Raw genomic sequence first — 24993 nt, 5'->3', positions numbered from 1 at the left:
ACAATGAATAACGGAATCTACGCAAAGTTCACTACTCCAAAAGGAGATATTTTAGTGAATTTAGAATATGACAAAACTCCTGGTACAGTCGGTAACTTCGTTGCTTTAGCCGAAGGTAATTTAGAAAACTCAGCTCGTCCTCAAGGAGAACCTTACTATAATGGTTTAAAATTCCATAGAGTAATTGCTGACTTTATGATTCAAGGTGGTTGTCCGCAAGGAACAGGAACAGGAAGTCCAGGATATAAATTTGATGACGAAATTCACCCAGACTTAAAGCACGATGCACCAGGTAAATTATCAATGGCAAACGCAGGTCCTGGAACAAACGGATCTCAGTTTTTCATAACTCACGTTGCAACTCCATGGTTAGACGGTAAGCACACTGTATTTGGAAGTGTAATCGAAGGACAAGACGTTGTTGATGCTGTTGAGCAAGAAGATGAAATGCAAGTAGAAATTTTACGTGTTGGTGAAACTGCTGAAAACTGGAATGCAGTTGAGGCATTCAGAACTTTTGAAGGAGAACGTGAAAAAAGAGAAGCTGCAGAAAAAGCAAAACAAAAGAAAATTTTAGATGAAGTAGCAGCTGGATATGATGAGACACCAAGCGGTTTACGTTATAAAATCATTCAAAAAGGTGAAGGGAAAAAAGCTACTAAAGGAGCTACTGTTTCTGTGCACTACAAAGGTCAATTATTAGATGGTACTGTGTTTGATTCATCATACAAAAGAAAACAACCAATTGAATTTGCTATTGGTGTAGGCCAAGTAATTGCAGGATGGGACGAAGGAATTCAATTATTACAAGTTGGAGATAAGGCTAGATTAGTTATTCCTTCAAACTTAGCATACGGAGAAAGAGGTGCTGGAGGAGTAATTCCACCAAATGCAACTCTTATATTTGATGTTGAACTTATGAATGTAAAGTAAGTCAACTTTTCAAAGCTTTAAAACATAACTATTTATAAATTAAAGTTTTAATCTTATAAACAAGAGCCAACTAGATTAACATATGTTAATCTAGTTGGCTTTAATTTTTAATGTAATTATATAGTAAAGAAGATATTTATTCACTAACCACGAGTTTAATAAAATGTAAAATCTACGTGAATTATTAGTTATGTAAATTTTAGAACTTAACTTTTCTATAAGCTACAATTAACACTATTTCATTCACCAAAAACGAAATTTGTAATGTATTAATCAAATAACAATTTAAATCAAAACTTTATTATGAAACAGCTAATTCCACTGTTACTTATAATTTTCCTATTATTAAGTAGCAAATTATTGTCTCAAAATAAAAAATATTGTGATACACCAAGTGATGAAACTTCATTAGATCTAAATACCCTATCTAAATGTACTATAGCCAAAGACAAAGATGATACCCAAAAAGTTACTTTAAATGTAGCTGCTAAACGAACTAGAAAAAGAATTATTAGGAAACGAGAAAAAGTTAATACTATTGATGGCGCTACAAAAGACTTAAATGCAGATGTAACTCCCTCAACTATAGAAATCAAAAATGATATAGTTACCAATAGAATGGAAGCAGAAACTGTCTTGTTTAACGTAGTTGATATCGTACCTTTATTCCCTGCATGCGAAAATGCCAATAAAAATGGAACAGATTGTTTCAACAATGAGTTTTCTAAACATTTTGCAAAAACTTTTGATCCAGAAAGGGCCTCTGAAGAAGGTGTAAGTGGAAGAGTTTTTATTCAATTTACAATTGACTCTAAAGGAAAAGTTGAAAATTTATTAGTAAAAGGAAGAAAAAAGGAAGCATCATTAGAAAATGAAATTAAAAGAGTAGTGAGTAAATTACCTGTTTTTTCTCCAGCTAGACATAAAGGTTTACCTGTAAAAGTAAAGTATAGTTTACCAATAAGTTTTAATGTAGAATATTAGGTAAAATTTAGGTTTCGAAAATTACAACTCATCTATTATATATTTACTTTTATCGATATATAATAACCGTTTAACTATATAATTAACACAAAACATCTTAAAAAATTTTTTTTAATCACTTATAATACCTACTTTAGTCGCGAAGTTAATCTCTTAATCCCTAAGAACATGGTTAAAAAGTTACTAGTAGTTGTTGCTGTAGCATTCAGCACACAAATCGTTATGTCTCAATCGAAAGCAAATGAGACCTGTGATACCCCTAACGGAGAACCGGCATTAGATCTTAACAGTATCACTAAGTGTTCGGTAGAAGATAAGGATGCTAAAAATAAGCAAATCTCTGTTGAAGTCACAACTCGTCGTAGAGTAATCAGAAAGAGAGATGCTGTTACAGGTGTAAATTCTTCAAGTTCTACTTCTAATAAACTAGCTGCATTAAAGAAAAAAGCCTCATTGGTAGGAACTTTAGATTTAAGTAGTGAAGAAGTAGTAGAAAAAGTTCCTTTTAGCTTGGTAGAAGAAATTCCATTATTTACAAATTGTGAATCTGTTGCTATTTATCAGCAAGAAAAATGTTTTAAAACAGAAATAGCTTCTCACATTAGAAGAAATTTTGCATATCCTAAGGAGGCATACGAAAAAAGTATACAAGGTCGTGTACTTGTCCAATTCGTAATCAACAAAGAAGGAGAAGTAGATAACTTGAATATTAGAGGTCCTTATCAAGGTGAATTACTTGAGGCAGAGGCTGAAAGAATTGTTCGAAAACTACCAAAATTTAAACCAGGAAAACACAATGGTAAAGTGGTGAAAGTTAAATATGGAGTTCCAATAGCTTTCGTAATTCCAGGAAAAAAAGCTTCAAACGTTAAAGTTTCAAAAACTGTAGAGAAAACAGCTCAAATATACAGATTTAACGAGGTTGAAACCATTCCTACTTTTAAAAACTGTGCTAATAATAGTACCTTAGAGTGTTTTAACAGTCAAATGAGTAAACACATTAATAAATTTTTCGCATATCCTCAAGAAGCAGTAGATCAAAACATAGAAGGAAGAATTAACGCTTACTTTGTTATCGACGCGAACGGAGATATAGCGGATGTTAAGACTAGAGGTCCAAAGGGTAGTAAAATATTAGAAGATGCTACAAAAAAATTAATTGAGAAATTGCCTAGAGTTAAGCCAGCAATGAAAGGTGGTAAACCAGTAAACGTTAAATATGCTTTCCCAATCAACTTCAGATTAAAATAGAGATAAAAAATATAATATTAAAAGGTCAGAAATTATTCTGACCTTTTTTATATTTATATATAAAACTCAATAACATAATGATATGAAAAATGCAGAAGAATTATTCCAAGAATATTCCGAGAGTCATCAAAATGAAAAAAACCAAATTATACATTACATTTGTGTGCCTGTTATTTTCTTTAGTATAATTGGTCTTATTATGACAATTCCTAGCGGAATATTAAAAGATACATTTAAATTATACAACCCACTTATTGAAAATTGGGGCTTTATTATAGGTATTTTAATTTCTGTATTATTTTATTTACGCCTTTCTTTCTGGTATTTCATTAAAATGTTAGCCGTAACCTTAGTTTGTATTGCAGGTAATAATTGGATAAACAATAACACTAACCTTTTTATAGTATCCATTACACTTTTTATTTTAGCTTGGATTGGTCAGTTTTATGGTCATAAAATAGAAGGTAAAAAACCTTCGTTCCTAAAAGACTTACAATTCTTATTAGTTGGCCCATTATGGGTGTTAGAAAAACTAACAAAACGATAATGGAAACCGTAAGTTTTGAGGATTTCTTAAAAGTTGATATACGCATTGGAACCATAGTAGAAGTAAATGATTTTCCTAGAGCGAGAAAACCAGCATATAAACTTACCATCGATTTTGGAACTTTGGGTATCAGAAAATCAAGTGCTCAAATTACAAACCTATATTCTAAAGAAGATTTATTAGGTAAACAAATTAGTGCTATTCTTAATTTTGAACAACGCCAAATAGCGAATTTTATGAGTGAATGTTTGGTTTTGGGTGTTTACAATGAAAATAATAAAGTTGTTTTACTAATTCCAGCAAAGAGAATAAAAAACGGAGTAACTGTATCTTAATTACCTTTCTGGATTATTTAAAATTACCAAGGCTCCTATAATACCAGGTATCCAACCACAAAGTGTCAAAATAAAAATAATTAAGAATGATCCACAGCCTTTATCAATAATGGATAATGGAGGAAAAAGTATAGCTAATAATACTCTGAAAATGCTCATGAACAATCGTCTTTTTATTATTAAGACGCTTGTTTTGTCATATTGTTACAAATTATTCTTTCGATCACCATTGTTATATCTACTATTTTCATTAATAGTACTATTTCTTCGTATACTTATTTTAATCAATTTGATTATAAATCAACAGATTATTTAATCGAATAGTATAAATTTAATTTTCTTACACCATATAAAAAGAATTTTTACATAAAAAAACTTAATTAAACACATATTTAACCAATTAACATCAAATAAAAAGTAAAATTCACTTAATTTGTATATAAATTAAATAATTTAAGTAATCATTGGAAATGATAGATAATTCAAACATTATAACTGAAAAATTCGTCTCATCAGAATACATTAGAAACCGATTTGCCACTATCATGTCGGAAATGTATAAAGATGAAGTTCCTCTTTACGGAGAATTACTTGATTTAGTACATGATATAAATGACAATGTGTTATCAGAATCAAGTGAGGTCAAAGAACAATTATCGAATACAGGCGAAATAACAAGACTAAATATGGAACGTCATGGAGCTATTCGTTTGGGAAAACCTTATGAATTATTTACTATGCGAAGATTGTTTAAAGTAATGGGAATGTTTCCTGTTGGTTATTACGACCTAGCAACAGCTGGAGTTCCTGTTCATTCTACAGCATTTAGAGCTATTAAAAACACAGCTTTAAACCAAGCTCCGTTTAGAGTGTTTACCTCTCTCCTACGTTTAGACCTCATTGATAATGAAGAACTTCGTAATAATGTAGAAAGTATTTTAGAAAGTCGTCAAATATTTACAAAAAATGCACTTGAATTAATTGAAAAATTCGAAAATGAAGGAGGATTAAATGAAAGTGACGCTGAAAAATTTGTTCAAGAGGCACTAGAAACTTTTAGATGGCATGATACTGCAACCGTAGATTATGAAATGTATGAAGCTTTATTAGATCAACACAGATTGATTGCAGATGTTGTAGCCTTTAAAGGTCCACATATCAACCATCTTACTCCGAGAACATTGGATATTGATAAAGTTCAAGCGAGTATGGAAGCACGGAATATCCCACCAAAAGATAATATTGAAGGACCACCAACAAGAAATTGTCCAATATTATTACGTCAAACGAGTTTTAAAGCTTTAACCGAAAAAGTTATTTTTAAGAATAACGACGAAAATGGTAAAATTGGAGAACATAAAGCCAGATTTGGTGAAATTGAACAACGAGGTGCAGCTTTAACCCAAAAAGGACTTGACCTATATAACGAACTTTTAGGTAAAACAAGAAAAGAAATTGGAGGATCTCCGACCGCAGAAAATGCTTCAGAATACAATAAGTTATTGGTTGAAAACTTCAAAGTATTTCCAGATAATTATAAAGAATTACATTCTGAAAAATTAGCATATTTCCATTATTTCACTGCGGAAAGAGCTACTTCTATACCGAAAAATAAAGTATACACTAAACATGACGTAAATCAACTTCTTGAAGATGGATATTTAAGTATTGAGCCAATGGTTTATGAAGACTTTTTACCTGTAAGTGCTGCTGGTATTTTTGCTTCGAATTTAGGAACAGACGATGCTAAACGAGAATATGAAGGAAGTTCGAATCAAAACTTGTTTGAAAAAGACTTAGGTGAACCAGTTTATAACTTGATGAAATGGTATGAAGACATGCAAAATGAAACTATTGAAAAATGTTTAGCCGAAATAAATGCGTAATATTGCTAAATATAAAAATCAAATAATAGCATATCAACCAATTGAAAAATCAATTTGATTATATCGATAAACAAATACTCTCGCAATTGAGAAAAGATGCCAGAAAAGCCTTTTCTCAAATTGCGGAAGAATTAAACGTTTCAAACTCATTAATTCATCAAAGAATTAAAAAGCTTACTTCAGAAGGAGTTATAAAAAATGCCGAATTCGTTCTTGATGAAAGAAAACTAGGATATAAAACAAAATCTTACACTGGAATTCGATTACGAGAAGCTCGTTTTGCTAAAGAAGTAATGAGGGAGTTGAAAAAGATAGATGAAATTGTTGAATGTAATTTTGTTTCAGGAAACTATGCTATTTTTATATTAATTTACGCTAAAGACAACGAACATCTTCAGAAAATTTTATATGATAAAGTGCATTTAATTAATGGAGTTGCGGGAACAGATACTTTTATTTGTTTCGATACTTGCTTTAAAAGAAGCTCTCCAATTGAATAAAACAAAAAATACTGCTCTACTGAGGACATACGAAAAGGACTACATCTTTGATGTTCTAAAAGCCAAACGAACAGGTCGTAACATTACATATCCGGCAACATTCCCTTTTAAAAACAAAAGTTTAAAGGCTTATAATTTAGAATTAATACAAAAACCAACAAATATTATCCGACTTCCTCATGTAAAATTGGAGTTAAAAATACGAATGAAAGACGATTATAAAGCTGCCATTTCAACACTTAAAAACTCTTACAACCTTGGTATTGTAGCTACCAAAAATATTAATAAATTAAATAAACATCCGAATAAATGGGTTAAAGAACGTAGTAAAAATAACTCTACTAGGATATTTAATCCACTTTGGAAAAAAGTCCTATCGGATTTGTTAAATCAATTAACTGAAAACAATTTCGAAATGATTTTCACACGTGTTAAAAAATCTCTCTTCTATGAAAAATAGATCAGAATTCATTTTGATTCGGACTCTCTAAGAGACTATAAAAAAATAAAATATTGATATTTGTAGTGAAAATAGAGAATAACACAATGTTAAATGCTCTTTATTTCAAAAATCAAACACAACTATATATTTAAGATATTAAAAAAGAAGAATATTAATTTTAACTAACATAAAAATACCTTAGAAGGTTAACAATGATAGCTAACGAACAACTAAAATTCTTATCAAAGCAATTGACTGGAGAACTTTTATTCGACGATTTACACAAGCGAATGTATGCCACAGATGCTTCCGTTTACAGAAAGATTCCTCTGGCTGTTTCCTATCCTAGAAATAATGAAGATATTCAAAAATTAATTTCTTTTGCTCAACAACATAAAATTACCTTAATTCCTAGAACTGCGGGGACCTCATTAGCTGGTCAGTGCGTTGGTGATGGAATTGTTGTGGATGTTTCAAAGTATTTTACGAGCATTTTAGAATTTGATCAAGACAACAAAACAATCACCGTTGAACCTGGTATTATTCGAGACGATTTAAACCGTTTTTTACAGCCTTTTGGGTTATTTTTTGGACCAAATACGTCTACTTCAAATCGTTGTATGATTGGAGGAATGGTTGGAAATAATTCATCAGGAAGCACCTCTATTAAATATGGTGTAACTCGTGATAAAGTTATAGCTATAGATGCTATTTTATCCGATGGAAGTTTGACCCGTTTTGAAGAAATTACATCTGAAGATTTTAAACAGAAAACATTCGAAAATTCCTTTGAAGGAAATATTTATAAATCAATTTATAATGAACTAAAATCTACAGAAGTACAAGAGGAAATAAAATCTCAGTTCCCAAAAGACTCTATCCATAGAAGAAATACTGGTTATGCTGTTGACGAATTTCTAAGTTCAAATTTATTCGGAGGCGATAAAGAAACTATAAATGTTGCTAAATTCCTTTCTGGTTCTGAAGGAACATTGGCTTTTTCAACAGCTATTAAAATTCAACTAGATGACTTACCTCCAACTTCAAGTATTATGGTGGCTCCTCATTTTACAAGTGTAAATGAAAGTTTAAAAGCCACTGTAATTGCCATGAACCACAATTTGTACACCTGTGAATTAATGGACAAAGTTGTTTTAGATTGTACTAAAAATAATAGAGAACAAGCAAAAAATCGTTTTTTCTTAAATGGAGATCCAGAAGCGGTTTTAATGTTAGAAATCAAAGAAAGCTCGAAAGAAAAAGCAGCGGAAAAAGCTGATGCTTTGATAGAAGACCTTAAGAAACATAATTTTGGTTATCATTTTCCCAAAGTATATGGTAATGATATCAAGAAAGTTTTAGATTTACGAAAAGCAGGATTAGGTTTACTTGGAAACATGGTAGGCGATAAAAAAGCAGTTGCTTGTATTGAAGATACAGCTGTGGATTTACATGATTTACCTGATTATATCGAAGAATTCTCTGCGATAATGGATAAATACCAACAGCAAGCTGTTTATTATGCACATGCTGGTGCCGGAGAACTTCACTTACGCCCGATTTTAAATCTTAAAAAATCAGAAGATGTTGATTTATTCAGAAAAATAACTACTGAAACTGCTGAATTAGTTAAAAAATATAATGGTTCTTTTAGTGGTGAACATGGAGACGGAATTGTTCGTGCTGAATTTATTCCTCTAATGATTGGAGAAAAAAATTATGAGTTACTTAAAAGAATCAAAAAAGGGTTTGATCCTAATAATATTTTCAATGAAGGTAAAATTGTAGATGCTTTTCCTATGGATAAAAGTCTGCGATATGAAGTTGACCGCAATGAACCTGAAATTGAAACAATTCTTGATTTTTCGGATAGTGAAGGAATTTTAAAACTTGCAGAAAAATGTAATGGATCTGGTGACTGCAGAAAATCTCCAGAAGCTGGAGGAACATTATGTCCGAGTTACCGTGCAACCAGAGATGAAAAAGACACAACACGTGCCAGAGCAAATACATTAAGAGAATTCTTAACCAATTCGGACAAAACAAATAAGTTTAATCATAAAGAATTAAAAACAGTTTTTGATTTATGCTTGAGCTGTAAAGCATGCTCAAGTGAATGTCCAAGTAATGTTGACGTTGCTTCTTTAAAAGCTGAATTCCTTTATCAATATCAGGAAGCAAATGGATATTCTTTTAGAAGTAAACTTTTTGCGAACAATGCTAAATACAATAAAATTGGCAGTAAGTTCCCAAGACTTACAAACCTAGTTACAAATACTTTTATAGCGAAATTTATAATTGGAGTAGCACAAGAAAGAAAAGTTCCTAAATTGGCTCTTAAAACACTTCAAAACTGGTATTCTAAAAACTACAAGACATCAAATAAAAAGAAAGTTTATCTTTTTAATGATGAGTTTACGAACTTTTATGATGCTCATATTGGTAAAGATGCTGTTGAGCTATTAGACAAGCTTGGCTATAACGTTGAAATTATCGATCACGAAGAAAGTGGACGAAGTTATTTATCCAAAGGATTTTTAAAAGAAGCCAAAGAAATTGCAAATAAGAATATTTCAATTTTTAAAGATATTATTACTAAGAAAACACCATTAGTTGGAATTGAACCTTCAGCAATTTTAAGTTTTAGAGATGAATATTTGCGCCTAGCAAATCATAAAAGTGATGCTGAAAAGATTTCTCAGAATACATTTACCATAGAAGAATTTATTACCAAAGAAATAGAAAACGGCTTCATAAAACCAGATTTATTTACTTCTCAGGAGAAAGAGATTAAAATACATGGGCATTGCCATCAAAAATCACTGTCGACTACGCATTCGATATTTACCATGCTAAATTTACCTAAAAATTATAAAGTAAGTATTATGAATACTGGATGTTGCGGTATGGCTGGTTCTTTTGGATACGAAAAGGAACATTATAAAGTAAGTATGCAAGTTGGTGAGGATACGTTATTTCCAAAAATTCGAAAATGTAATTCATCTACAGAAATAGCTGCATCTGGAACTAGCTGCAGACATCAAATTTATGATGGTACGAGAAGAGTAGCTAAACACCCCGTAACCATTTTAAAAGAATCTCTAGCCTAATTGTTTGATATTCCGTTATTTATTTTGTATATTTTGTTGGTCGAATTTAAAATTTATTTCATGAGTACAAACAAAATAATTTTTCAAAACGCATTTCTAATATATGGTTTAATCGTTGTTTACTTCCTATTAATGAAGCTATTCGGTTTAGACAATGTATCAGAATTACGTTTTTTAAATTTCCTCTTCGTATTCTGGGGAGTAAATAGAGCGATTAAAATGAATATTAATCATAACGCAGGTTCGTATTTTAATAATTTTTATGCAGGATTCGGTTCATCTGTTATAGGTGTAGGTTTAACTATTGTGGGACTGATTATTTACGTTGGTTTTATGGATCCTAATTTTATAACGGTTTTAGAAAATTCTTCATTTTGGGGAAAAGAACTGAGTTTACAAATGGTTGTTTTTGCATTAGCAATTGAAGGAATAGCCTCTTCTGTAATGTGCTCCTTTATTGTCATGCAATACTATAAGAGTTACAAAAGTTCAAAAGTTATGGTTTAAAAAAAGCAAAAAGCGAGAAATAAATTTCTCGCTTTTTTTACATACTTATGTACAATAAAATAATTTAGGGATTACTTTAATTGTTTTTTAATATTTATTCGATACAGTCGATCTTACCACTATAACATTTATCTTTTTGAGATTTGGTTCTAAGTTTTTTTCCTTTTTTTGATTTAAACTTACTCAACTTTTCTAATATGGCTTTCTGCTTATTGTATCCTTTTCTATCGACTACAGTTGGTTTTGAATTATCTACAGTTACCTCTCTACCACTAACAATATAAAAATATGAACGTCTATTTAATTGATGTTCTTCTTCAGAACACTTCTTACTGTTTTTATCATCACAATGATTCAGTAAGTTATCTTCACCATAACCAATAGCACTTTCTATACGATTTGATTGTATACCACGAGAAATAATAAAATCTCTGGTTGATTTTGCTCTTTTATCCGATAATTTTCTATTGTAGATTTTCCTTCCCCTACTGTCTGTGTGAGATTCAATTTTAATCACCATATTTGGATGATTATTCATGACATTAACGATATTCTCGAGTTCATATTGTGCATCATCACGAATAAATACCTGATCATAGTCAAAATAAATTGGTTTAATTACAATTTGATTTCCAATTATCAATGGATCTAACACTAAATCAGCACGATAACTCTTATCTTTTTCCTCTCCTAAAACAGAAACTTTTTTACTATCGAGATCTCTGTAATCTCTTTTTTCAGCAAAAACCACATAATTTGATTTTTGACACTCTAATTTAAAACTATAATTCCCTCTACTATCAGTTAATTTCTCTTCTAAAACAGTACCTAAATCATCTATAAGTTTAACTATTGTATTAGGTATTCTTTCCTTAGTTACTTTATTTGTTACTACCCCTGTAATGTATTCATAACACTTTTCAACCTCAGGAATATCGGTAATGAAAAAACTATAAATATCATCGTCTCCTTTTCCTTTGGGGCGATTTGATGAAAAGAATCCTTTTTTACCTTCTGAATCTACATAAAATGCAAAATCGTCTTTTCTACTATTGAAAGGAAAATCTAGGTTAGTAATTTTACTAAAACTTCCATCATCATATAACTTTGTTTGAAAGATATCAAGTAAACCTAAACCTTTGTGCCCATTAGAAGAAAAGTAAAGAACATTGTCCGCAGAAATAAATGGAAACATTTCTTTTTCTGTTGTATTTACTGACTCCCCTAAATTAACTGGTTCACCATAACCTTCTTCTTTTATATCTACTTTAAAAATATCTGTTTGCCCTAATGTTCCAGGCATATCCGACGCGAAATATAAAATTTTACCATCTGGACTCAACGCAGGGTGTGCAACAGAAAACTCATCACTATTAAATGGAAGTTCTTCTACATTTCCCCAATCATCTCCTATTCTTTCTGCCTTAAATAATTTTAAATTAACAGTTTGCTTTTTGTCTTTACCTAGCTTCTTTCCGTTAAAATTAACTCTACTGAAATACATGAATTTACCATCTTTTGTAAAAACAGGAGATGACTCATGAAATTTCGTATTAATCTTAGGTGATAAAATAGATTTATTTTCCAACTCAAAAACAGAATCAGTTTGAGTTCCCTCTACTAATTGATAATAACTATTCGATTTGTAAATATTTAAAAAAGGTTGATTATTCCAGTGGTATAGTTTCTCTTTCTTCTCAGTTTTTGGTGAAGCTGATGCGAAATATACTTTATCCTCAAATATAACACCTCCGAAGTCGGAAAAAGCTGTATTAATTGAAAGGTTTCTTAAACTTATTTTTTGGTTTCCTTGATTTAAAAAATCCTGTAAATGATTATTTTTATTTAAATATTTCTCTCCACCTTGCGAAGTCATTTCTTTATTCAAAAGTGCATAGATAGAATCTGATTTCTCTGATTTACCATTACTTCTCAACACTTGTGAATATTTGAACAAATAAGAAAGATCTTTTTCTTGTTTTTCTTCAACAAGTTTTTGATACCAAAATTCAGCTTTTTCAGTTTGTGAGTTATTGTAGTAGGCATCGCCTAATCTTTTCAAAAGGTACTTCGTAGTATCTCCTTTTTGGTACACTGCTTCATAAATTTTTACAGCCTTAAAATATGCAAACTTTTCAAAATATTTATCCGCAACTCTCCTACTCTGGGTATTCGCTGTTATGTGAAATAAAATAAAAAATAGGGGGATTAATTTGGTTGTTAAAGTTTTCATTACAGTTATGCTTTAAAAAAATCTAGGGGATTTTATTCTAGCCTGTTTAAATATTTCATATCGAAGTAAAACTTCGTGTGTTCCTGAGTTCATTACATTATAATTGGAAGTAGTCAAGTCATACGCGTACCCTATATGCAAAGAATCGTTTACTTGCACACCTAATAATGCAGCAACAGAATCACTCCATCTCCAAGCGACTCCTACTCTAAACCGCTCACTAAAAAGAAAGTTTGCGGATACATCTAAGGACATTGGCGCTCCAAATACTACTTTTGCTAAAGCCGCTGGTTTGAATTTAACATCATCACTTATATCAAATACATATCCAGCAATTAAAAATGAGTGCATTCTTTCTACTGCAATTTGTCCAGTCCCTCGTTCAGCATCATAGTGTTCTTGCCTCAAAAAGTTAGGTACTGATAAACCAACATACCATTTTTGTTCGTAATAATAAATACCTGCTCCCACAGTTGGTAAAAAACGATTCACAATATTCTGTTCAAAAGTTGGATCATTTTCGTCTGCATTTGGATTACCTAAAGTCCAATCTACATTCAATAATCGGCCTCCAAGTTTTAAACCAAAAGCTAAGTTTCCACTCTCCCCAGTTTGAATTGTGTAAGAAACATTTCCATCCAAGTATAACTCATTTGAAGGACCCAATTTATCATTAACTAAATTAAATCCCAGACCAATTCTATTAAACCCTAAACTTGTGTCATAACTTAAGTTTTGAGTATCTGGAGCTCCTTCAAAACCAACCCACTGGGTTCTTCCTAATGCAGTAAGAACTGTATGTCCTTTAGACCCAACATATGCGGGGTTCACAGACATGGTATTGAACATATACTGAGTATAATGGGGATCTTGTTGCGCATAGGAAGAGAGTATATTTAAAAAGATGCTTCCTAACGCAATGAATATTATATTTTTTAACAAATATTGTCTCATTTTTTTCTCTTCGAATTTTATCTATTAATCATATATCCAACCTTTTTTTATCTTACTTCCATTTCTCGAAACTAAAATATAATAATATGTTCCAACTGGCAACTTATCATTGTTTTGAATTGTTACCTGTCCGTTCCATAATCCTTCAAAACTCTTATAAATGTCATTATTATACTCTTAAATTATATAAACTGTATTATTCTATTTATATAATATTTAAAAAAGATTATTTCAATAATTTTTTATACAATTAATTCTTAAGAAGTTGTTTATTCCATCTCCAATTGGACTGAATTAAATGTATTCAGTTAAATATTTATTTTCTACAAATATAGTAACCTTAGCTGTACTTCAAGTCTTAAAATTTAAATTATCACAGCCTTTAAATATAAAGATACTTGATCCATAAAAGTCAGCATTTGCTCGATTTACAAATACTCCGTTCGAAGTCTCGTTAGCGTGACATTTAATGGTCCTAATATTAAATTGGAGCCTTCGCCATAGTTACCAGATACATACAATAGCATCTTTAGTACTTACTGTAATAGTTGTAGAAACACCCTCACCAACCGTAGCGGTATCATCTGGCGCTGTCGGAGTTTCTTCTACTGATTTTACCTTATTAAACGTGACATCACTACTCAACACTCAACCGAAATTAATCGTCGTTTTTCTAACTTGTCTCTGAGCATCTGCAGACCATTATTCACCATTTTCACAATTACTAACTCGTAAACCAAATATCAATATATACTGCTACCAAAAAAGCTTATGAAATTATCACAAAAAAATAATACAAAAACCACCTTTACGGTATTGGTTTTTAATATGTAAAAGCTCCTTGTAATGACAACTTCTATTTGAAAAATTACCATAACATTAAATTAATAGCTATCATATAATAGACATATGAAATTGACTAAAACCCACAAAACAAGCTAGAAATAAAGTTCTATTACCAACAAAAGTCGGAGAAGAATTATTATTAGTATAACTTACATCCTTCAGTATTGGACACTTTAAAATCCTCCCCTTATAAGTCAGTTTCATTAACTTTCTGGCTGCGTCTTTATTTAACAAGCATGAACAATTACTCTACACAATTCAACAAATATTCACTTTCTTACGAAAACTTCATCTTATCAATTAAAGCAACATCCAATTAAAAAAGCATTATAAGTGAAATTAAACGCAAATAGTTTTAACTTGTTTTAACCGTTTTGTTTATTAATCCATTTATAAAAAACATCCTAAAAAACTTCTAAACAATTAAACAGAATAACAAATCAAGTAATAGAAAAAAATAAGAATTACTTATATAACTAATAAATTGAATTTAAAGAATCTATTACGTAATCCAATTCATCAAAACTCACAGAATCACTAAAAGAAAATCTAATTGATGTTTTTTGAAGTTCTTCTTCATTTAAAAACTCCTTAAGTACGTGAGATACTTTTAAACCTCCGCTCTGACATGCACTTCCTGAAGAAACAGCAATCCCTTTTAAATCCAAACCAAACAATAACATTTTATGCTGTTTAGTAAAACGAACACTCAAAATCTTAGGGACTCCATTATTTCCTCCTTCAGAATTCCCATTAAACTTAATTCCTTTGAAATTATCCGTCAACTTTTGAACAAAATAACTCTTTAACTTCATTATCTTTTCTGTGCTATCAGTCATAACACTTACAGCAAGATCCAAAGCTTTCTCCATACCAATAATTGAATGAACATTTTCAGTACTAGAGCGAACGCCTTTCTCTTGATTTCCACCTAAAATCATTGGTTTTACAACATGATCTTTTTTCACAAATACAAAACCAACTCCTTTCGGACCATGAAACTTGTGACCACTAGCAACTAAAAAATCAACATTAAATTCATTTAAGTCAACTGGAATACACCCTATAGCCTGAACTGCATCAGTATGAAAAAGTGCTTCATATTTAGAACATAAAGATCCTACTTTTTCATACTCCAAAATATTTCCTATTTCATTATTTACCATCATAAGAGTTACCAAAACTTTATCATTAATTTTAGACAGTAAAGACTCTAACTCCTCCAAATCGATATTTCCTGCTTCATCTAAATCAACAAACCTTACATCAACCCCATTTTTTTGCCGTAAGTTTTCTACCACATTTAAAACAGCGTGGTGCTCAATTTTAGAAGTAATGATGGTTTTCACTCCTAAATTTTCAACTGCATTATTCAAAATAAGATTATTCCCCTCTGTTCCACTTGATGTAAAAATAATTTCCGTAGAGCTACACCCTATTAATCTTGCGATATTCTTCCTGGAAGTTTCAATAGCTACTTTTGCCTTTCTTCCATATTGATGAGTAGATGATGGATTTCCATAGTTACTTTTCATACTCTCCATCATAACCTCAACAACCTCATCGTATATGTACGTAGTTGCTGCGTGATCTAAATAAACTTGTTTCATTTTAATATTAATTTAAAATAAAATATTACTAATTCTGAAAAACATATACCTCCGTTGCTCCCAGACCATATTCTTTATATGAAGCATCATAATACTTCACATTATACCTATTTAACAAGTAATGTAATTCTGATTTCAACACACCTTCTCCTACACCGTGAATGAAAATAATTTTAGATATTTTCTTTTGAATGCAATATTCAACTTTTCTTTTAGCAGTATCCATTTGGATAGATAAGATATCATATTTATCCATTCCTCTTGAAGATCTGACAAGTTTCTCGATATGCAAATCTACTTCCATTACAACTTCATTCTTTGTTTTCTTAAACTGAGAATTCATTTTTACTTCTGAGCCTTTAACTTTTTGACGTAGCATAGAAGCGTCAACAGAGGCTTTTTTTGTCAACTCATTTTGACTTATGCCAATTTTAACCAATTCTGATCTATCAAACCATAACTCAAGTCCATCATTAGTCTTAATTAAAATTTCGTTTTTCATGATTTTCGTTACGATTCCCTCAATAACATCATCTAAAACAGCAACTTTATTACCGATTTCTAAACACATACTTAACCTTAACTTAAATATAAAAGCATCTTATCTTTCTTAATTTTGTACTCAATTGTCAAAATACAAAAATACATTATCCCCGAGATAAAAGAGTAATAAATAATGATTAACACCACTAAGAAAAACATTATTGAGTTTTTCGAAAATGCAGGGAAAGATGTAAAACTTTCCGAAGAAAGAAAAGAATTACTATATTCAATATCCGACAAAATCATAGAAGAATTAGAAGACAGAGATAAGGTAAATTTAAATTTTATCTGTACACACAATTCTCGTAGAAGTCAAATGACTCAAGTTTGGTCTTTTTTTGCTAGTGAATATTTCAACTTAGAAAATATAAATCATTTTTCAGGAGGTACAGAAACAACTGCCTTTCATAGAAATACAGTTAAATGTCTACAAAAAAATGGTTTTATATTTAATGTTGATGACTTTTCACATCAAAACCCTCGTTATTTAATTTCATTTCCGGGAACTAAAAAATCTATACTAGGTTTTTCTAAGTTATATGACGACAATAACAACAGTTACCCATATTTAGCAATCACAACTTGCGATAGTGCAGATGAAAACTGCCCATTTATTCCAGATGCAATTCAACGTTTTCATTTACCATATGTAGATCCTAAAATAGCCGATAATACTGATAATCAGATTGAAAAATACGATCAAACTAGCAAACAAATCGCAGGTGAAATGTATTTTATTTTTGAAGAAGTTCACAGAGCATTTTACGAGAACGAAACGATAGATTAAATTTCGGTATTTTTATCATAAGGAATACTTTCTAAAATATGCTCAATACATGCGATTCTCGCGTGAGTTTTTCTATTAGCTTTAATAATTTTCCATGGAGAAAGAGCTGTATTTGTTTTTTTAAACATTTTCTTTTTGTACTCCGTATAATCATCCCACAAATCCTGAGCTCTTTCATCAACAGGAGTCATTTTCCATTGTTTTAAAGGATCATTCTTTATTTCGTCAAATCGTTTATGTTGTTCCTTTTTTGAAATGGACATATAAATCTTAACCAATCTTATTCCCGATTGTAATATCATTTTTTCAAAACCATTTACCTGTTTCATAAAAACCTTATATTGATCTTCAGTACAAAATCCATTTACAGGCTCAACTACAGCGCGATTATACCAACTTCGATCAAATAAAACTAATTCCCCGGCTTTAGGAAACTGCTCCACATAACGCTGAAAATACCACTGACTCTTTTGTTCTTCTGTTGGTTTTGGCAAGGCAACAATACGCATATGACGCGGATTAATTCTTTCTGTAATTCTGCGAATTGCACCACCTTTTCCAGCCGCATCCCTTCCTTCAAACAATATAATAATTCGCTCTCCTTTTTCTATTGCCCAAGTTTGTAAACGAATTAATTCAACTTGAAGCTCTTCCAATTTGTTCAAATAATTCACATATCGCAATGCTCTTTCTATATTGTAAGGCTCTTTTGACATTACAGAAATTAAACCTTCCTTTGAGTTGAGCTTTTCTGCATCTGCCTCTGTTAATTTAAAAGGAACTTTGTGTGCGTTATTTACTTTATTCATACTTAATCATTTTGTATTACAGATCTGTAATAACGCATTACCACATTGGGATCTGGATTTAAATTTGTCATCGCCTCTTCTTTTCCATTATAATCGAACTTTGACAATACGTACCTAATTGCCTCTAGTCTTGCAACTTTTTTTGTGTTGGTTTTTATAATTGTCCAAGGACAATAAGCGGTATGAGTATTTGTAAACATTTCTTCTTTGTAATGTGTGTAACGATCCCATAGCTCCTGACCTTTTTTATCCACTGGGCTGAATTTCCAATGTTTTAAAGGATTCCCCATTCTAGCATCAAATCTTTTTTGTTGTTCTTTTTTTGTAATTGACAACCAAAACTTAATTACCACAACTCCATCTTCATACAGCATGTGCTCAAACTCTGGCACTTGAACTAGAAACTTTCTATATTGTGCATCAGAACAGAATCCCATTACCGGTTCAACAACTGCTCTATTATACCAACTTCTGTCAAAAAAAACGATTTCCCCAGGGTTCGGTAATTCCTTAATATATCTTTGAAAATACCATTGACCTCTTTCAACTTCCGTTGGTTTATCCAACGCTACCAATCGAGAAGACCTTGGATTCAAATGCTCCATAAATCTTCTTATATTTCCACCTTTACCTGCGGCATCTCGACCTTCAAAAATAACTGCAACACGTTTATTATTTTTAGCAATCCATTGCTGTAATTTAACTAACTCTATCTGTAAACATCTTAATTCGTCCTCATAGTTCAATTCTCTTTTCACCTTAGCAAAAGGAATCTGCTTATCAGAAATTAATTTAAATAACTCTTTATTACTTTTGACATTTTCAAAGTCTTTAACGGTTAATTTTGGACTATTTTCCATATAATTTTAATGAATTACTAAAGTATAAATTATGATCAAGATTCTAATCAATTTTTCATTATTTCATTACCTTTAGTGCGGAACATATTTTTTATGAAAAAAACAATTTTAAGCACTCTACTTCTTATGGTAGGTTTAACTGCCTACACACAAATAAAATATGGGAGTGTTTTCAGTATAACAAACGATAATGACCTATATATATCAATTACACAAGATCGCTATTACACTAATGGCGTTTTTTTAAATTATAGTTTTACGGTAGACAGCGTTTCAAATAAATTACTCAAAAAGATTTATTCTTTCGAATTAGGTCAGAAATTATACTCTCCTTTCCGAGCAAATGTTGGAGATATTTCAGAACATGACAGACCGTTTGCTGGTTATTTATACGTTGGAGCAGGATTCAAAAAATTTTACAAGAATAGTTCTTATTTCAGATTATCTGGAGAAATTGGTGTAATTGGACCATCAGCTTTGGGAGAGCAATCAATGAATTTTGTTCATAGCATATATGGTTTCGATTCTGCTGATGGATGGAAATATCAAATGAAAGATGCTTTTGCATTGAACTTTGGTGTTGATTTTGTTCAACCAATAACAAAGAGACTTAATTATTTCGATTTGAATTGGAAAAATTCAGCCAACTTAGGAACTGTTTTCACGGATATATCTACGGGGATTTTTAGTAGAATTGGAACAAGAAAGCTACAAAGTATAGCCAATTCTGTAGGTTTTGGAAGTAATTTGAACAACAAGAAATCTATATTTAACAATGAGGTTGAATCTTTTTTTTACTTCAATCCAATGTTGCGTTTTGCTATATATGACGCGACAATTCAAGGTAGTTTCCTAACTAAAAATAATGCAGTAACCTATAAATTAAGACCTTTAGTCCTTACAACAGAATTTGGATTTTGGTTTACTGCGAATCGATTTAATTTCAAATACATGATTGTACATCATACAAAGAAATTAGAAAGCGAAAAAGTTCCAGGAGGAAATCTCTATGGCGGAATTCAAATTAACTACCTTTTCAACTAATCAACAATTAAAACAAAAGTGTTGATAAATTAATTTTTAATATTAATCGAATAGAATATCTTTGTACAACAAACTACTTTAATAAGAAAAATGAAATTTATTGTATCTAGCTCACATTTATTAAAGCAATTACAAGTTTTAGGTGGGGTAATTAATAGTAATAACACATTACCAATTTTAGATAATTTTTTATTCGAACTATCTGAAAACCATTTAACTGCTTCAGCTTCTGATTTAGAAACTACAATGAGCGCAGTTATCAATGTGGAGAGCACTGATTCAGGATCAATAGCTATTAATGCTCGTTTATTATTAGACACATTAAAAACGTTCCCTGACCAACCTTTAACTTTTAAGACTCAAGGAGAGAACACAGTTGAAATAAGCTCTGAACAAGGAAAATACGACATGGCATTTTACAGCGGTGAAGAATTTCCAAAAGCTATTGAGTTACCTTCTCCTACAAATACAGAAATCCCTGCTCATGTGTTAGCTACTGCAATTTCGAAAACTATTTTCGCTGCTGGTAACGATGATTTAAGACCTGTAATGAGTGGAGTATTTTTTCAATTCAACTCAAAAGAATTAACATTTGTTGCAACAGACGCACACAAATTGGTGAAATACACAAGAACGGATGTTTCCGCGGATAAGTCTGCTGAATTTATCATGCCAAAAAAACCTTTAAACTTGTTAAAAGGAATTTTAGGAGGAGCTGATGAGAATGTTGTTGTAGAATACAATGATACAAATGCTAAATTTACTTTTGACAATGTAGTTTTAGTTTGTCGATTAATCGACGGCAAATACCCGAATTACGAAGCGGTAATTCCTAAAGAGAATCCAAATAAACTTACAGTCGATAGAGCTTCTTTTTTAAACTCTGTAAAACGTGTTTCTATTTTCTCTAGTAAAACAACTCATCAAATCAGATTAAAAATGGCGGGAACAGAATTAAATATTTCTGCTGAAGATTTGGACTACGCTAATAAAGCTGACGAACGTTTGAGCTGTGATTATCAAGGAGATGATATGCAAATAGGTTTTAATTCTCGTTTTTTAAGCGAAATGTTAAACAACCTAAATGCAAATGACGTTCAATTAGAAATGAGTTTACCAAACAGAGCTGGAATTTTAACTCCAATAGACGGAACTGAAGATGGCGAACATATTACGATGCTTGTTATGCCCGTAATGTTAAACGGATAATATTATATAAATTATGGAGTAAAAAAAGTCCTGAGAAAATTCTCAGGACTTTTTCTTTGTGTCAGCTTCTTTATTTTATCATTTTAATATTGCAAAGTAACTGAAACAGTGTTTGGGTTTGTTGTATACCAATGTGCCCAATGTCTAGACTCTCCTTCCAAAGGAATATATCTTTCTGGCGCCCAAGGAAAACCAACTGACCATGCAAATGTTCTTTGTGCATTATTACAGTTACAATATCTTGACCCAGAAGCTGAAGTAACAATGTTTACCGGAGGAAAACCAGGGGTGGATCTTACTTCAAAAGCCATATCATACTCTAATCTGTTATCTGTTTTAGCAGTTTTCCACCATGACCACCATAAGAACTTTTTACGTTCTTCAACTTTGGTGCTTGCTCCTATAGAACTGTAGAAACCCCAAAAACCATCAAACTGACGTGCTTTCATACGATAGTTATTGCCAAAATACTGGTAATTAGTTTGTGCTTTTGTCACAGATTCTTGGTTTTTGACAGTGTTCTCGTGCATAAACACAGATAAAGATTTACTAAACTCCAATGTTTCTCCTCTTCTTATTTTTAATTTTCCAGTTTGATACTGTTCGATAAAATTATTTATATCTCCCGAACCTGAAGAAGCAGTATAAGTGTAAACGAATTCTCCATCAATTCTAAAAATTTTATCTTCAATACCAATTTCTCCGTTTTCATTTAACATCAACAATAACATATCATCATTTGAAGTAACCGTAGGAATAGATTTTTCCTCAATACCTAAAATTTCTGCTTCTCTTTGATCTAAGTTGTAAACCAACAATAGTGGATTATAAATTCCTCTTTCTGAAAATGCTTTAGCTTCCTCTAAATAATTAGTGTTAGACTCTACACGTTCTTTAATAAAAAATTGTAACTCTTCCACTCTGTCGAAATGTAGCATTGACTTTCCTTCATGTTTTTTTTGTATTTCAATAGTCTCTTCATTTTGGTTAGAAACAATTTCCTCTTCTTTACAACTAACAGCTAAAAGAGCTATTACAGTTATCATTATAATTTTTTTCATGATAGTTTATTAATAATTTTAAAATTTACCTACTCGTTCGCTTTTCGGTTTACGCGTTAGTTAAGGTTGATCAGTCCTTTTACTTTTCTTTTTTGAAAACAATGATGCAAACATACTTGCCTATCAAAATAAATTTCACATGATATCTCCTAGTTTACCAAAGGGAAAAAACCGTATAAAAAAACAGGGAACAATTTCATGCAGAAGTTTAACTTTTTTTGTTAATATCTTCCACTTTTAAAAGTCATAAATAATTGTATTTTTACGTTCTGTAAATACATATAATAGTATGGGCAAAATCATTGCAATAGCAAATCAAAAAGGAGGTGTAGGTAAAACTACTACATCGGTAAACCTAGCAGCTGCTCTAGGGGTTCTAGAAAAAAAAGTATTATTAATTGATGCGGATCCTCAGGCAAATGCCACTTCTGGATTAGGTATAGATGTAGAAAGTATAGAAATTGGAACATATCAAGTTTTAGAACATACAGCCAGTGCAAAGGAAACCATAATTAAAACTGAATCTCCTAATGTAGATTTGATTCCTGCTCACATTGATTTAGTAGCCATTGAAATTGAGCTAGTTGATAAAATTGAGCGTGAATACATGCTTAAAAAAGCATTAAAGCAACTAGCGGATGAATATGATTATATTCTAATTGATTGTGCACCGTCACTAGGTTTAATTACGTTAAACTCTCTTGTAGCTTCAAATTCTGTTATCATTCCAATTCAATGTGAGTATTTTGCATTAGAAGGACTAGGAAAATTACTTAACACTATTAAAAGTGTTCAAAAAATTCATAATAAAGAATTGGAAATTGAAGGATTATTATTGACAATGTATGATGCTCGTTTACGCTTATCGAACCAAGTAGTTGACGAAGTAAGAAAGCATTTTAGCTCAATGGTTTTTGATACTGTAGTTCACCGTAACATTCGTTTAAGTGAAGCACCAAGTTATGGGGAAAGTATTATTTCATACGATGCAACAAGTAAAGGAGCTGTTAATTATATTAACTTAGCAAACGAAATTATAAACAAGAACTAACACATGGCAAAAGCAACAAGGAAGCAAGCTTTAGGAAGAGGATTATCTGCTTTGTTAAAAGAAACTGCAGAAGTAAATTCAGCATCAGATGAAAATGCTGATAAAGTAGTAGGAAGTATAATTGAAATTGATTTGAACTTAATTGAAGTAAATCCATTTCAGCCAAGAACATACTTTGACGAAGAGGCATTAAACGAATTAGCAGCTTCCATTAGAGAGTTAGGTGTAATTCAACCTATTACTGTAAGAAAACTTTCTGAAGAAAAGTTTCAATTAGTTTCAGGAGAAAGAAGATTTAGAGCTTCAAAATTAATTGGTAACACAACTGTACCAGCATACATTCGTATAGCAAACGATCAAGAGATGCTAGAAATGGCATTAGTTGAAAATATTCAACGTAAAAATCTCGATCCAATTGAAGTTGCCTTGTCATACCAAAGACTCATAGACGAAATTAAACTCACACAAGAGCAATTAAGTGTAAGAGTAGGAAAAAAACGATCTACAGTTACGAATTATCTTAGATTACTAAAACTAGACCCAATTATTCAAACTGGAATGAGAGATGGTTTTATATCTATGGGACATGGTAGAGCGTTAATCAATATTGAAAGTGAAAAAGATCAAATAGATATTTACGAGAAAATTCTTCGCGATAAATTATCAGTAAGGCAAACAGAAGATTTAGTTAGAGCTTTAAAAACTGGTGTAGAAAAAAAGTCAGAAGTAAAGAAAAGCACTTTACCTTCGGAAATTTCAAGTAGTTTAAAAAGTTTTAGTGAATTTTTTAGTGCAAAAATTGATGTTTCAGTAAACAATAAAGGGAAAGGTAAAATTTCCATTCCGTTTGATTCCATAGAAGACTTTAATCGTATTAAAAAATTATTAAAATAATTGAAATACGCTAAATACATAGTTGTTATAATCTTTTTTTGTAGCCCAAATATTTTTGCCCAAGCAAAGGATTCTACAAAATCACAAACAAGATCACTACAGTATACCCAAATAAAACAACCGGATTACGATCCGCTAAATCCGTCTCGTGCCGCATTTTATTCGGCACTTTTTCCGGGAGCAGGACAAATTTACAACAATAGATATTGGTGGCAACTACCTCTAATATATGGAGGAATGGCAACCAGTATTTACTTTTACATTGATAATAATAACGAGTATAAACGTTTTAGAACAGCTTTTAGACAAAGAAAGGCGGGATTACCAGACGAATTTTCAGACGATAATGGAATTCCATTAATTTCTGATGCAGGTTTAGAAAGTGCGCAAAGACAATTACGTCAAAACAGAGACCTCTCATTATTAACAACGGTACTTATTTATGTTTTACAAATTGTTGAGGCCAGCGTTACAGCACACCTGATTCAGTTTGATGATACTGACAGCTTAACATTAATGCCATCTGCATTACCAAATATAAACTACAACGAAGAAACTACTCACAAACTTGGGGTAACCCTAAAATATTCCTTTTAA

26 protein-coding genes are annotated in these 24993 nt (G+C 31.1%); 16 read left to right on the top strand and 10 right to left on the bottom strand.

Annotated features, from left to right (window positions below; genetic code table 11):
• Nucleotides 1-3 precede the first annotated feature (3 nt).
• From BTO06_RS04825 to BTO06_RS04805, 5 genes are all read left to right on the top strand, one after another.
• Nucleotides 4-933: a peptidylprolyl isomerase gene (locus BTO06_RS04825; RefSeq protein ID WP_100924220.1), complete on the top strand. Its 930-nt coding sequence runs from the start codon at nucleotides 4-6 to the stop codon at nucleotides 931-933.
• Between the two features lie 303 nt (nucleotides 934-1236).
• On the top strand, nucleotides 1237-1917 hold the full coding sequence (locus BTO06_RS04820) for an energy transducer TonB (protein WP_100924219.1): 681 nt from the start codon (nucleotides 1237-1239) through the stop codon (nucleotides 1915-1917).
• Between the two features lie 168 nt (nucleotides 1918-2085).
• Complete coding sequence (locus tag BTO06_RS04815) at nucleotides 2086-3168, top strand: energy transducer TonB (RefSeq protein ID WP_100924218.1); 1083 nt, start codon at nucleotides 2086-2088, stop codon at nucleotides 3166-3168.
• Between the two features lie 82 nt (nucleotides 3169-3250).
• Nucleotides 3251-3715, top strand: coding sequence for an Mpo1 family 2-hydroxy fatty acid dioxygenase (locus BTO06_RS04810; RefSeq protein ID WP_100924217.1), 465 nt, complete (start codon nucleotides 3251-3253; stop codon nucleotides 3713-3715).
• Complete coding sequence (locus BTO06_RS04805; RefSeq protein WP_443081487.1) at nucleotides 3715-4050, top strand: tRNA-binding protein; 336 nt, start codon at nucleotides 3715-3717, stop codon at nucleotides 4048-4050. Before BTO06_RS04810 ends, BTO06_RS04805 begins: the two co-directional genes overlap by 1 nt.
• Here BTO06_RS04805 and BTO06_RS04800 read toward each other — a convergent pair whose 3' ends face one another.
• Entirely contained in the window at nucleotides 4051-4209 is a 159-nt protein-coding gene (locus BTO06_RS04800; protein ID WP_100924216.1) for a YqaE/Pmp3 family membrane protein, read from the bottom strand.
• Nucleotides 4210-4520: 311 nt separating this feature from the next.
• Here BTO06_RS04800 and hglS point away from each other — a divergent pair, with 311 nt between their 5' ends.
• From hglS to BTO06_RS04775, 5 genes are all read left to right on the top strand, one after another.
• Nucleotides 4521-5936, top strand: a complete 1416-nt coding sequence (gene hglS / locus BTO06_RS04795) for a 2-oxoadipate dioxygenase/decarboxylase HglS (RefSeq protein WP_100924215.1) — start codon at nucleotides 4521-4523, stop codon at nucleotides 5934-5936.
• 41 nt (nucleotides 5937-5977) lie between these two features.
• Nucleotides 5978-6436: an Lrp/AsnC family transcriptional regulator gene (locus BTO06_RS04790; RefSeq protein ID WP_232731514.1), complete on the top strand. Its 459-nt coding sequence runs from the start codon at nucleotides 5978-5980 to the stop codon at nucleotides 6434-6436.
• Nucleotides 6429-6896 carry a hypothetical protein gene (locus tag BTO06_RS04785; protein WP_100924213.1) on the top strand — a complete coding sequence of 156 codons (468 nt, stop codon included), beginning with the start codon at nucleotides 6429-6431 and terminating at the stop codon, nucleotides 6894-6896. Before BTO06_RS04790 ends, BTO06_RS04785 begins: the two co-directional genes overlap by 8 nt.
• Before the next feature lie 194 nt (nucleotides 6897-7090).
• The gene (locus BTO06_RS04780; protein ID WP_100924212.1) at nucleotides 7091-9988 is read left to right on the top strand and encodes an FAD-binding and (Fe-S)-binding domain-containing protein; all 2898 of its coding nucleotides are present in this window, start codon (nucleotides 7091-7093) and stop codon (nucleotides 9986-9988) included.
• A gap of 60 nt (nucleotides 9989-10048) precedes the next feature.
• Nucleotides 10049-10495 (top strand): hypothetical protein, encoded by a 447-nt coding sequence (locus tag BTO06_RS04775; RefSeq protein ID WP_100924211.1) that lies wholly within the window; start codon nucleotides 10049-10051, stop codon nucleotides 10493-10495.
• Between the two features lie 94 nt (nucleotides 10496-10589).
• Here the strand turns inward: BTO06_RS04775 and BTO06_RS04770 are convergent, their stop codons facing one another.
• From BTO06_RS04770 to BTO06_RS04750, 6 genes are all read right to left on the bottom strand, one after another.
• A complete protein-coding gene (locus tag BTO06_RS04770) occupies nucleotides 10590-12728 on the bottom strand; it encodes an OmpA family protein (RefSeq protein ID WP_100924210.1) in 2139 nt (712 codons plus the stop codon).
• A 12-nt stretch (nucleotides 12729-12740) separates the two neighbouring features.
• Nucleotides 12741-13682: a PorP/SprF family type IX secretion system membrane protein gene (locus tag BTO06_RS04765; RefSeq protein WP_100924209.1), complete on the bottom strand. Its 942-nt coding sequence runs from the start codon at nucleotides 13680-13682 to the stop codon at nucleotides 12741-12743.
• A 24-nt stretch (nucleotides 13683-13706) separates the two neighbouring features.
• The gene (locus BTO06_RS18975; RefSeq protein WP_443081489.1) at nucleotides 13707-13802 is read right to left on the bottom strand and encodes a hypothetical protein; all 96 of its coding nucleotides are present in this window, start codon (nucleotides 13800-13802) and stop codon (nucleotides 13707-13709) included.
• A gap of 384 nt (nucleotides 13803-14186) precedes the next feature.
• Entirely contained in the window at nucleotides 14187-14330 is a 144-nt protein-coding gene (locus BTO06_RS18405; RefSeq protein WP_157811739.1) for a hypothetical protein, read from the bottom strand.
• A gap of 674 nt (nucleotides 14331-15004) precedes the next feature.
• The gene (locus BTO06_RS04755) at nucleotides 15005-16138 is read right to left on the bottom strand and encodes a cysteine desulfurase family protein (RefSeq protein ID WP_100924207.1); all 1134 of its coding nucleotides are present in this window, start codon (nucleotides 16136-16138) and stop codon (nucleotides 15005-15007) included.
• Between the two features lie 28 nt (nucleotides 16139-16166).
• Nucleotides 16167-16709 (bottom strand): Smr/MutS family protein, encoded by a 543-nt coding sequence (locus BTO06_RS04750; RefSeq protein WP_100924206.1) that lies wholly within the window; start codon nucleotides 16707-16709, stop codon nucleotides 16167-16169.
• Between the two features lie 105 nt (nucleotides 16710-16814).
• On the opposite strand from BTO06_RS04750, the gene BTO06_RS04745 reads away from it, so the two are divergent.
• Nucleotides 16815-17468 (top strand): hypothetical protein, encoded by a 654-nt coding sequence (locus tag BTO06_RS04745; protein WP_100924205.1) that lies wholly within the window; start codon nucleotides 16815-16817, stop codon nucleotides 17466-17468.
• On the opposite strand, the gene ppk2 (BTO06_RS04740) is transcribed toward BTO06_RS04745, so the two are convergent.
• Nucleotides 17465-18277, bottom strand: coding sequence for a polyphosphate kinase 2 (gene ppk2 / locus BTO06_RS04740; protein ID WP_100924204.1), 813 nt, complete (start codon nucleotides 18275-18277; stop codon nucleotides 17465-17467). The two genes, BTO06_RS04745 and ppk2 (BTO06_RS04740), sit on opposite strands and share 4 nt — an antisense overlap.
• Nucleotides 18278-18279: 2 nt before the next feature.
• Entirely contained in the window at nucleotides 18280-19137 is an 858-nt protein-coding gene (gene ppk2, locus BTO06_RS04735; protein ID WP_100924203.1) for a polyphosphate kinase 2, read from the bottom strand.
• 93 nt (nucleotides 19138-19230) lie between these two features.
• On the opposite strand from ppk2 (BTO06_RS04735), the gene BTO06_RS04730 reads away from it, so the two are divergent.
• Both BTO06_RS04730 and dnaN read left to right on the top strand, forming a co-directional pair.
• Nucleotides 19231-20181: a lipid A deacylase LpxR family protein gene (locus BTO06_RS04730; RefSeq protein WP_100924202.1), complete on the top strand. Its 951-nt coding sequence runs from the start codon at nucleotides 19231-19233 to the stop codon at nucleotides 20179-20181.
• A gap of 90 nt (nucleotides 20182-20271) precedes the next feature.
• Nucleotides 20272-21390, top strand: coding sequence for a DNA polymerase III subunit beta (gene dnaN / locus BTO06_RS04725; RefSeq protein WP_100924201.1), 1119 nt, complete (start codon nucleotides 20272-20274; stop codon nucleotides 21388-21390).
• Between the two features lie 83 nt (nucleotides 21391-21473).
• On the opposite strand, the gene BTO06_RS04720 is transcribed toward dnaN, so the two are convergent.
• Nucleotides 21474-22451, bottom strand: a complete 978-nt coding sequence (locus BTO06_RS04720) for a hypothetical protein (RefSeq protein WP_100924200.1) — start codon at nucleotides 22449-22451, stop codon at nucleotides 21474-21476.
• 289 nt (nucleotides 22452-22740) lie between these two features.
• Here BTO06_RS04720 and BTO06_RS04715 point away from each other — a divergent pair, with 289 nt between their 5' ends.
• The 3 genes from BTO06_RS04715 to BTO06_RS04705 are packed head-to-tail and all read left to right on the top strand — an operon-like array spanning nucleotide 22741 to nucleotide 24993.
• Nucleotides 22741-23502 carry a ParA family protein gene (locus BTO06_RS04715; RefSeq protein WP_100924199.1) on the top strand — a complete coding sequence of 254 codons (762 nt, stop codon included), beginning with the start codon at nucleotides 22741-22743 and terminating at the stop codon, nucleotides 23500-23502.
• A gap of 3 nt (nucleotides 23503-23505) precedes the next feature.
• A complete protein-coding gene (locus tag BTO06_RS04710; RefSeq protein ID WP_100924198.1) occupies nucleotides 23506-24396 on the top strand; it encodes a ParB/RepB/Spo0J family partition protein in 891 nt (296 codons plus the stop codon).
• Nucleotides 24397-24993, top strand: a complete 597-nt coding sequence (locus BTO06_RS04705; protein WP_100924197.1) for a DUF5683 domain-containing protein — start codon at nucleotides 24397-24399, stop codon at nucleotides 24991-24993.

This window comes from Tenacibaculum sp. SZ-18, assembly GCF_002813915.1.
In the GTDB taxonomy this organism is placed as follows: Bacteria; Bacteroidota; Bacteroidia; order Flavobacteriales; family Flavobacteriaceae; genus Polaribacter.
Note: the sequence above shows the minus strand (reverse complement) of the source record. Positions and strands in the feature narration are given on the sequence as shown.

What these genes read in the sequence shown, in the direction of transcription:
- BTO06_RS04730 (WP_100924202.1), top strand. Translation starts at nt 19,231, where the DNA reads ATGAAAAAAACAATTTTAAGCACTCTACTTCTTATGGTAGGTTTAACT.
- BTO06_RS04825 (WP_100924220.1), top strand. Translation starts at nt 4, where the DNA reads ATGAATAACGGAATCTACGCAAAGTTCACTACTCCAAAAGGAGATATT.
- BTO06_RS04775 (WP_100924211.1), top strand. Translation starts at nt 10,049, where the DNA reads ATGAGTACAAACAAAATAATTTTTCAAAACGCATTTCTAATATATGGT.
- ppk2 (WP_100924203.1), bottom strand. Translation starts at nt 19,137, where the DNA reads ATGGAAAATAGTCCAAAATTAACCGTTAAAGACTTTGAAAATGTCAAA.
- BTO06_RS04715 (WP_100924199.1), top strand. Translation starts at nt 22,741, where the DNA reads ATGGGCAAAATCATTGCAATAGCAAATCAAAAAGGAGGTGTAGGTAAA.
- ppk2 (WP_100924204.1), bottom strand. Translation starts at nt 18,277, where the DNA reads ATGAATAAAGTAAATAACGCACACAAAGTTCCTTTTAAATTAACAGAG.
- BTO06_RS04800 (WP_100924216.1), bottom strand. Translation starts at nt 4,209, where the DNA reads ATGAGCATTTTCAGAGTATTATTAGCTATACTTTTTCCTCCATTATCC.
- BTO06_RS04720 (WP_100924200.1), bottom strand. Translation starts at nt 22,451, where the DNA reads ATGAAAAAAATTATAATGATAACTGTAATAGCTCTTTTAGCTGTTAGT.
- BTO06_RS04710 (WP_100924198.1), top strand. Translation starts at nt 23,506, where the DNA reads ATGGCAAAAGCAACAAGGAAGCAAGCTTTAGGAAGAGGATTATCTGCT.
- BTO06_RS04755 (WP_100924207.1), bottom strand. Translation starts at nt 16,138, where the DNA reads ATGAAACAAGTTTATTTAGATCACGCAGCAACTACGTACATATACGAT.
- BTO06_RS04780 (WP_100924212.1), top strand. Translation starts at nt 7,091, where the DNA reads ATGATAGCTAACGAACAACTAAAATTCTTATCAAAGCAATTGACTGGA.
- BTO06_RS04770 (WP_100924210.1), bottom strand. Translation starts at nt 12,728, where the DNA reads ATGAAAACTTTAACAACCAAATTAATCCCCCTATTTTTTATTTTATTT.
- BTO06_RS04820 (WP_100924219.1), top strand. Translation starts at nt 1,237, where the DNA reads ATGAAACAGCTAATTCCACTGTTACTTATAATTTTCCTATTATTAAGT.
- BTO06_RS04805 (WP_443081487.1), top strand. Translation starts at nt 3,715, where the DNA reads ATGGAAACCGTAAGTTTTGAGGATTTCTTAAAAGTTGATATACGCATT.
- BTO06_RS04750 (WP_100924206.1), bottom strand. Translation starts at nt 16,709, where the DNA reads ATGTGTTTAGAAATCGGTAATAAAGTTGCTGTTTTAGATGATGTTATT.
- BTO06_RS04745 (WP_100924205.1), top strand. Translation starts at nt 16,815, where the DNA reads ATGATTAACACCACTAAGAAAAACATTATTGAGTTTTTCGAAAATGCA.
- BTO06_RS04815 (WP_100924218.1), top strand. Translation starts at nt 2,086, where the DNA reads ATGGTTAAAAAGTTACTAGTAGTTGTTGCTGTAGCATTCAGCACACAA.
- hglS (WP_100924215.1), top strand. Translation starts at nt 4,521, where the DNA reads ATGATAGATAATTCAAACATTATAACTGAAAAATTCGTCTCATCAGAA.
- dnaN (WP_100924201.1), top strand. Translation starts at nt 20,272, where the DNA reads ATGAAATTTATTGTATCTAGCTCACATTTATTAAAGCAATTACAAGTT.
- BTO06_RS04765 (WP_100924209.1), bottom strand. Translation starts at nt 13,682, where the DNA reads ATGAGACAATATTTGTTAAAAAATATAATATTCATTGCGTTAGGAAGC.
- BTO06_RS04810 (WP_100924217.1), top strand. Translation starts at nt 3,251, where the DNA reads ATGAAAAATGCAGAAGAATTATTCCAAGAATATTCCGAGAGTCATCAA.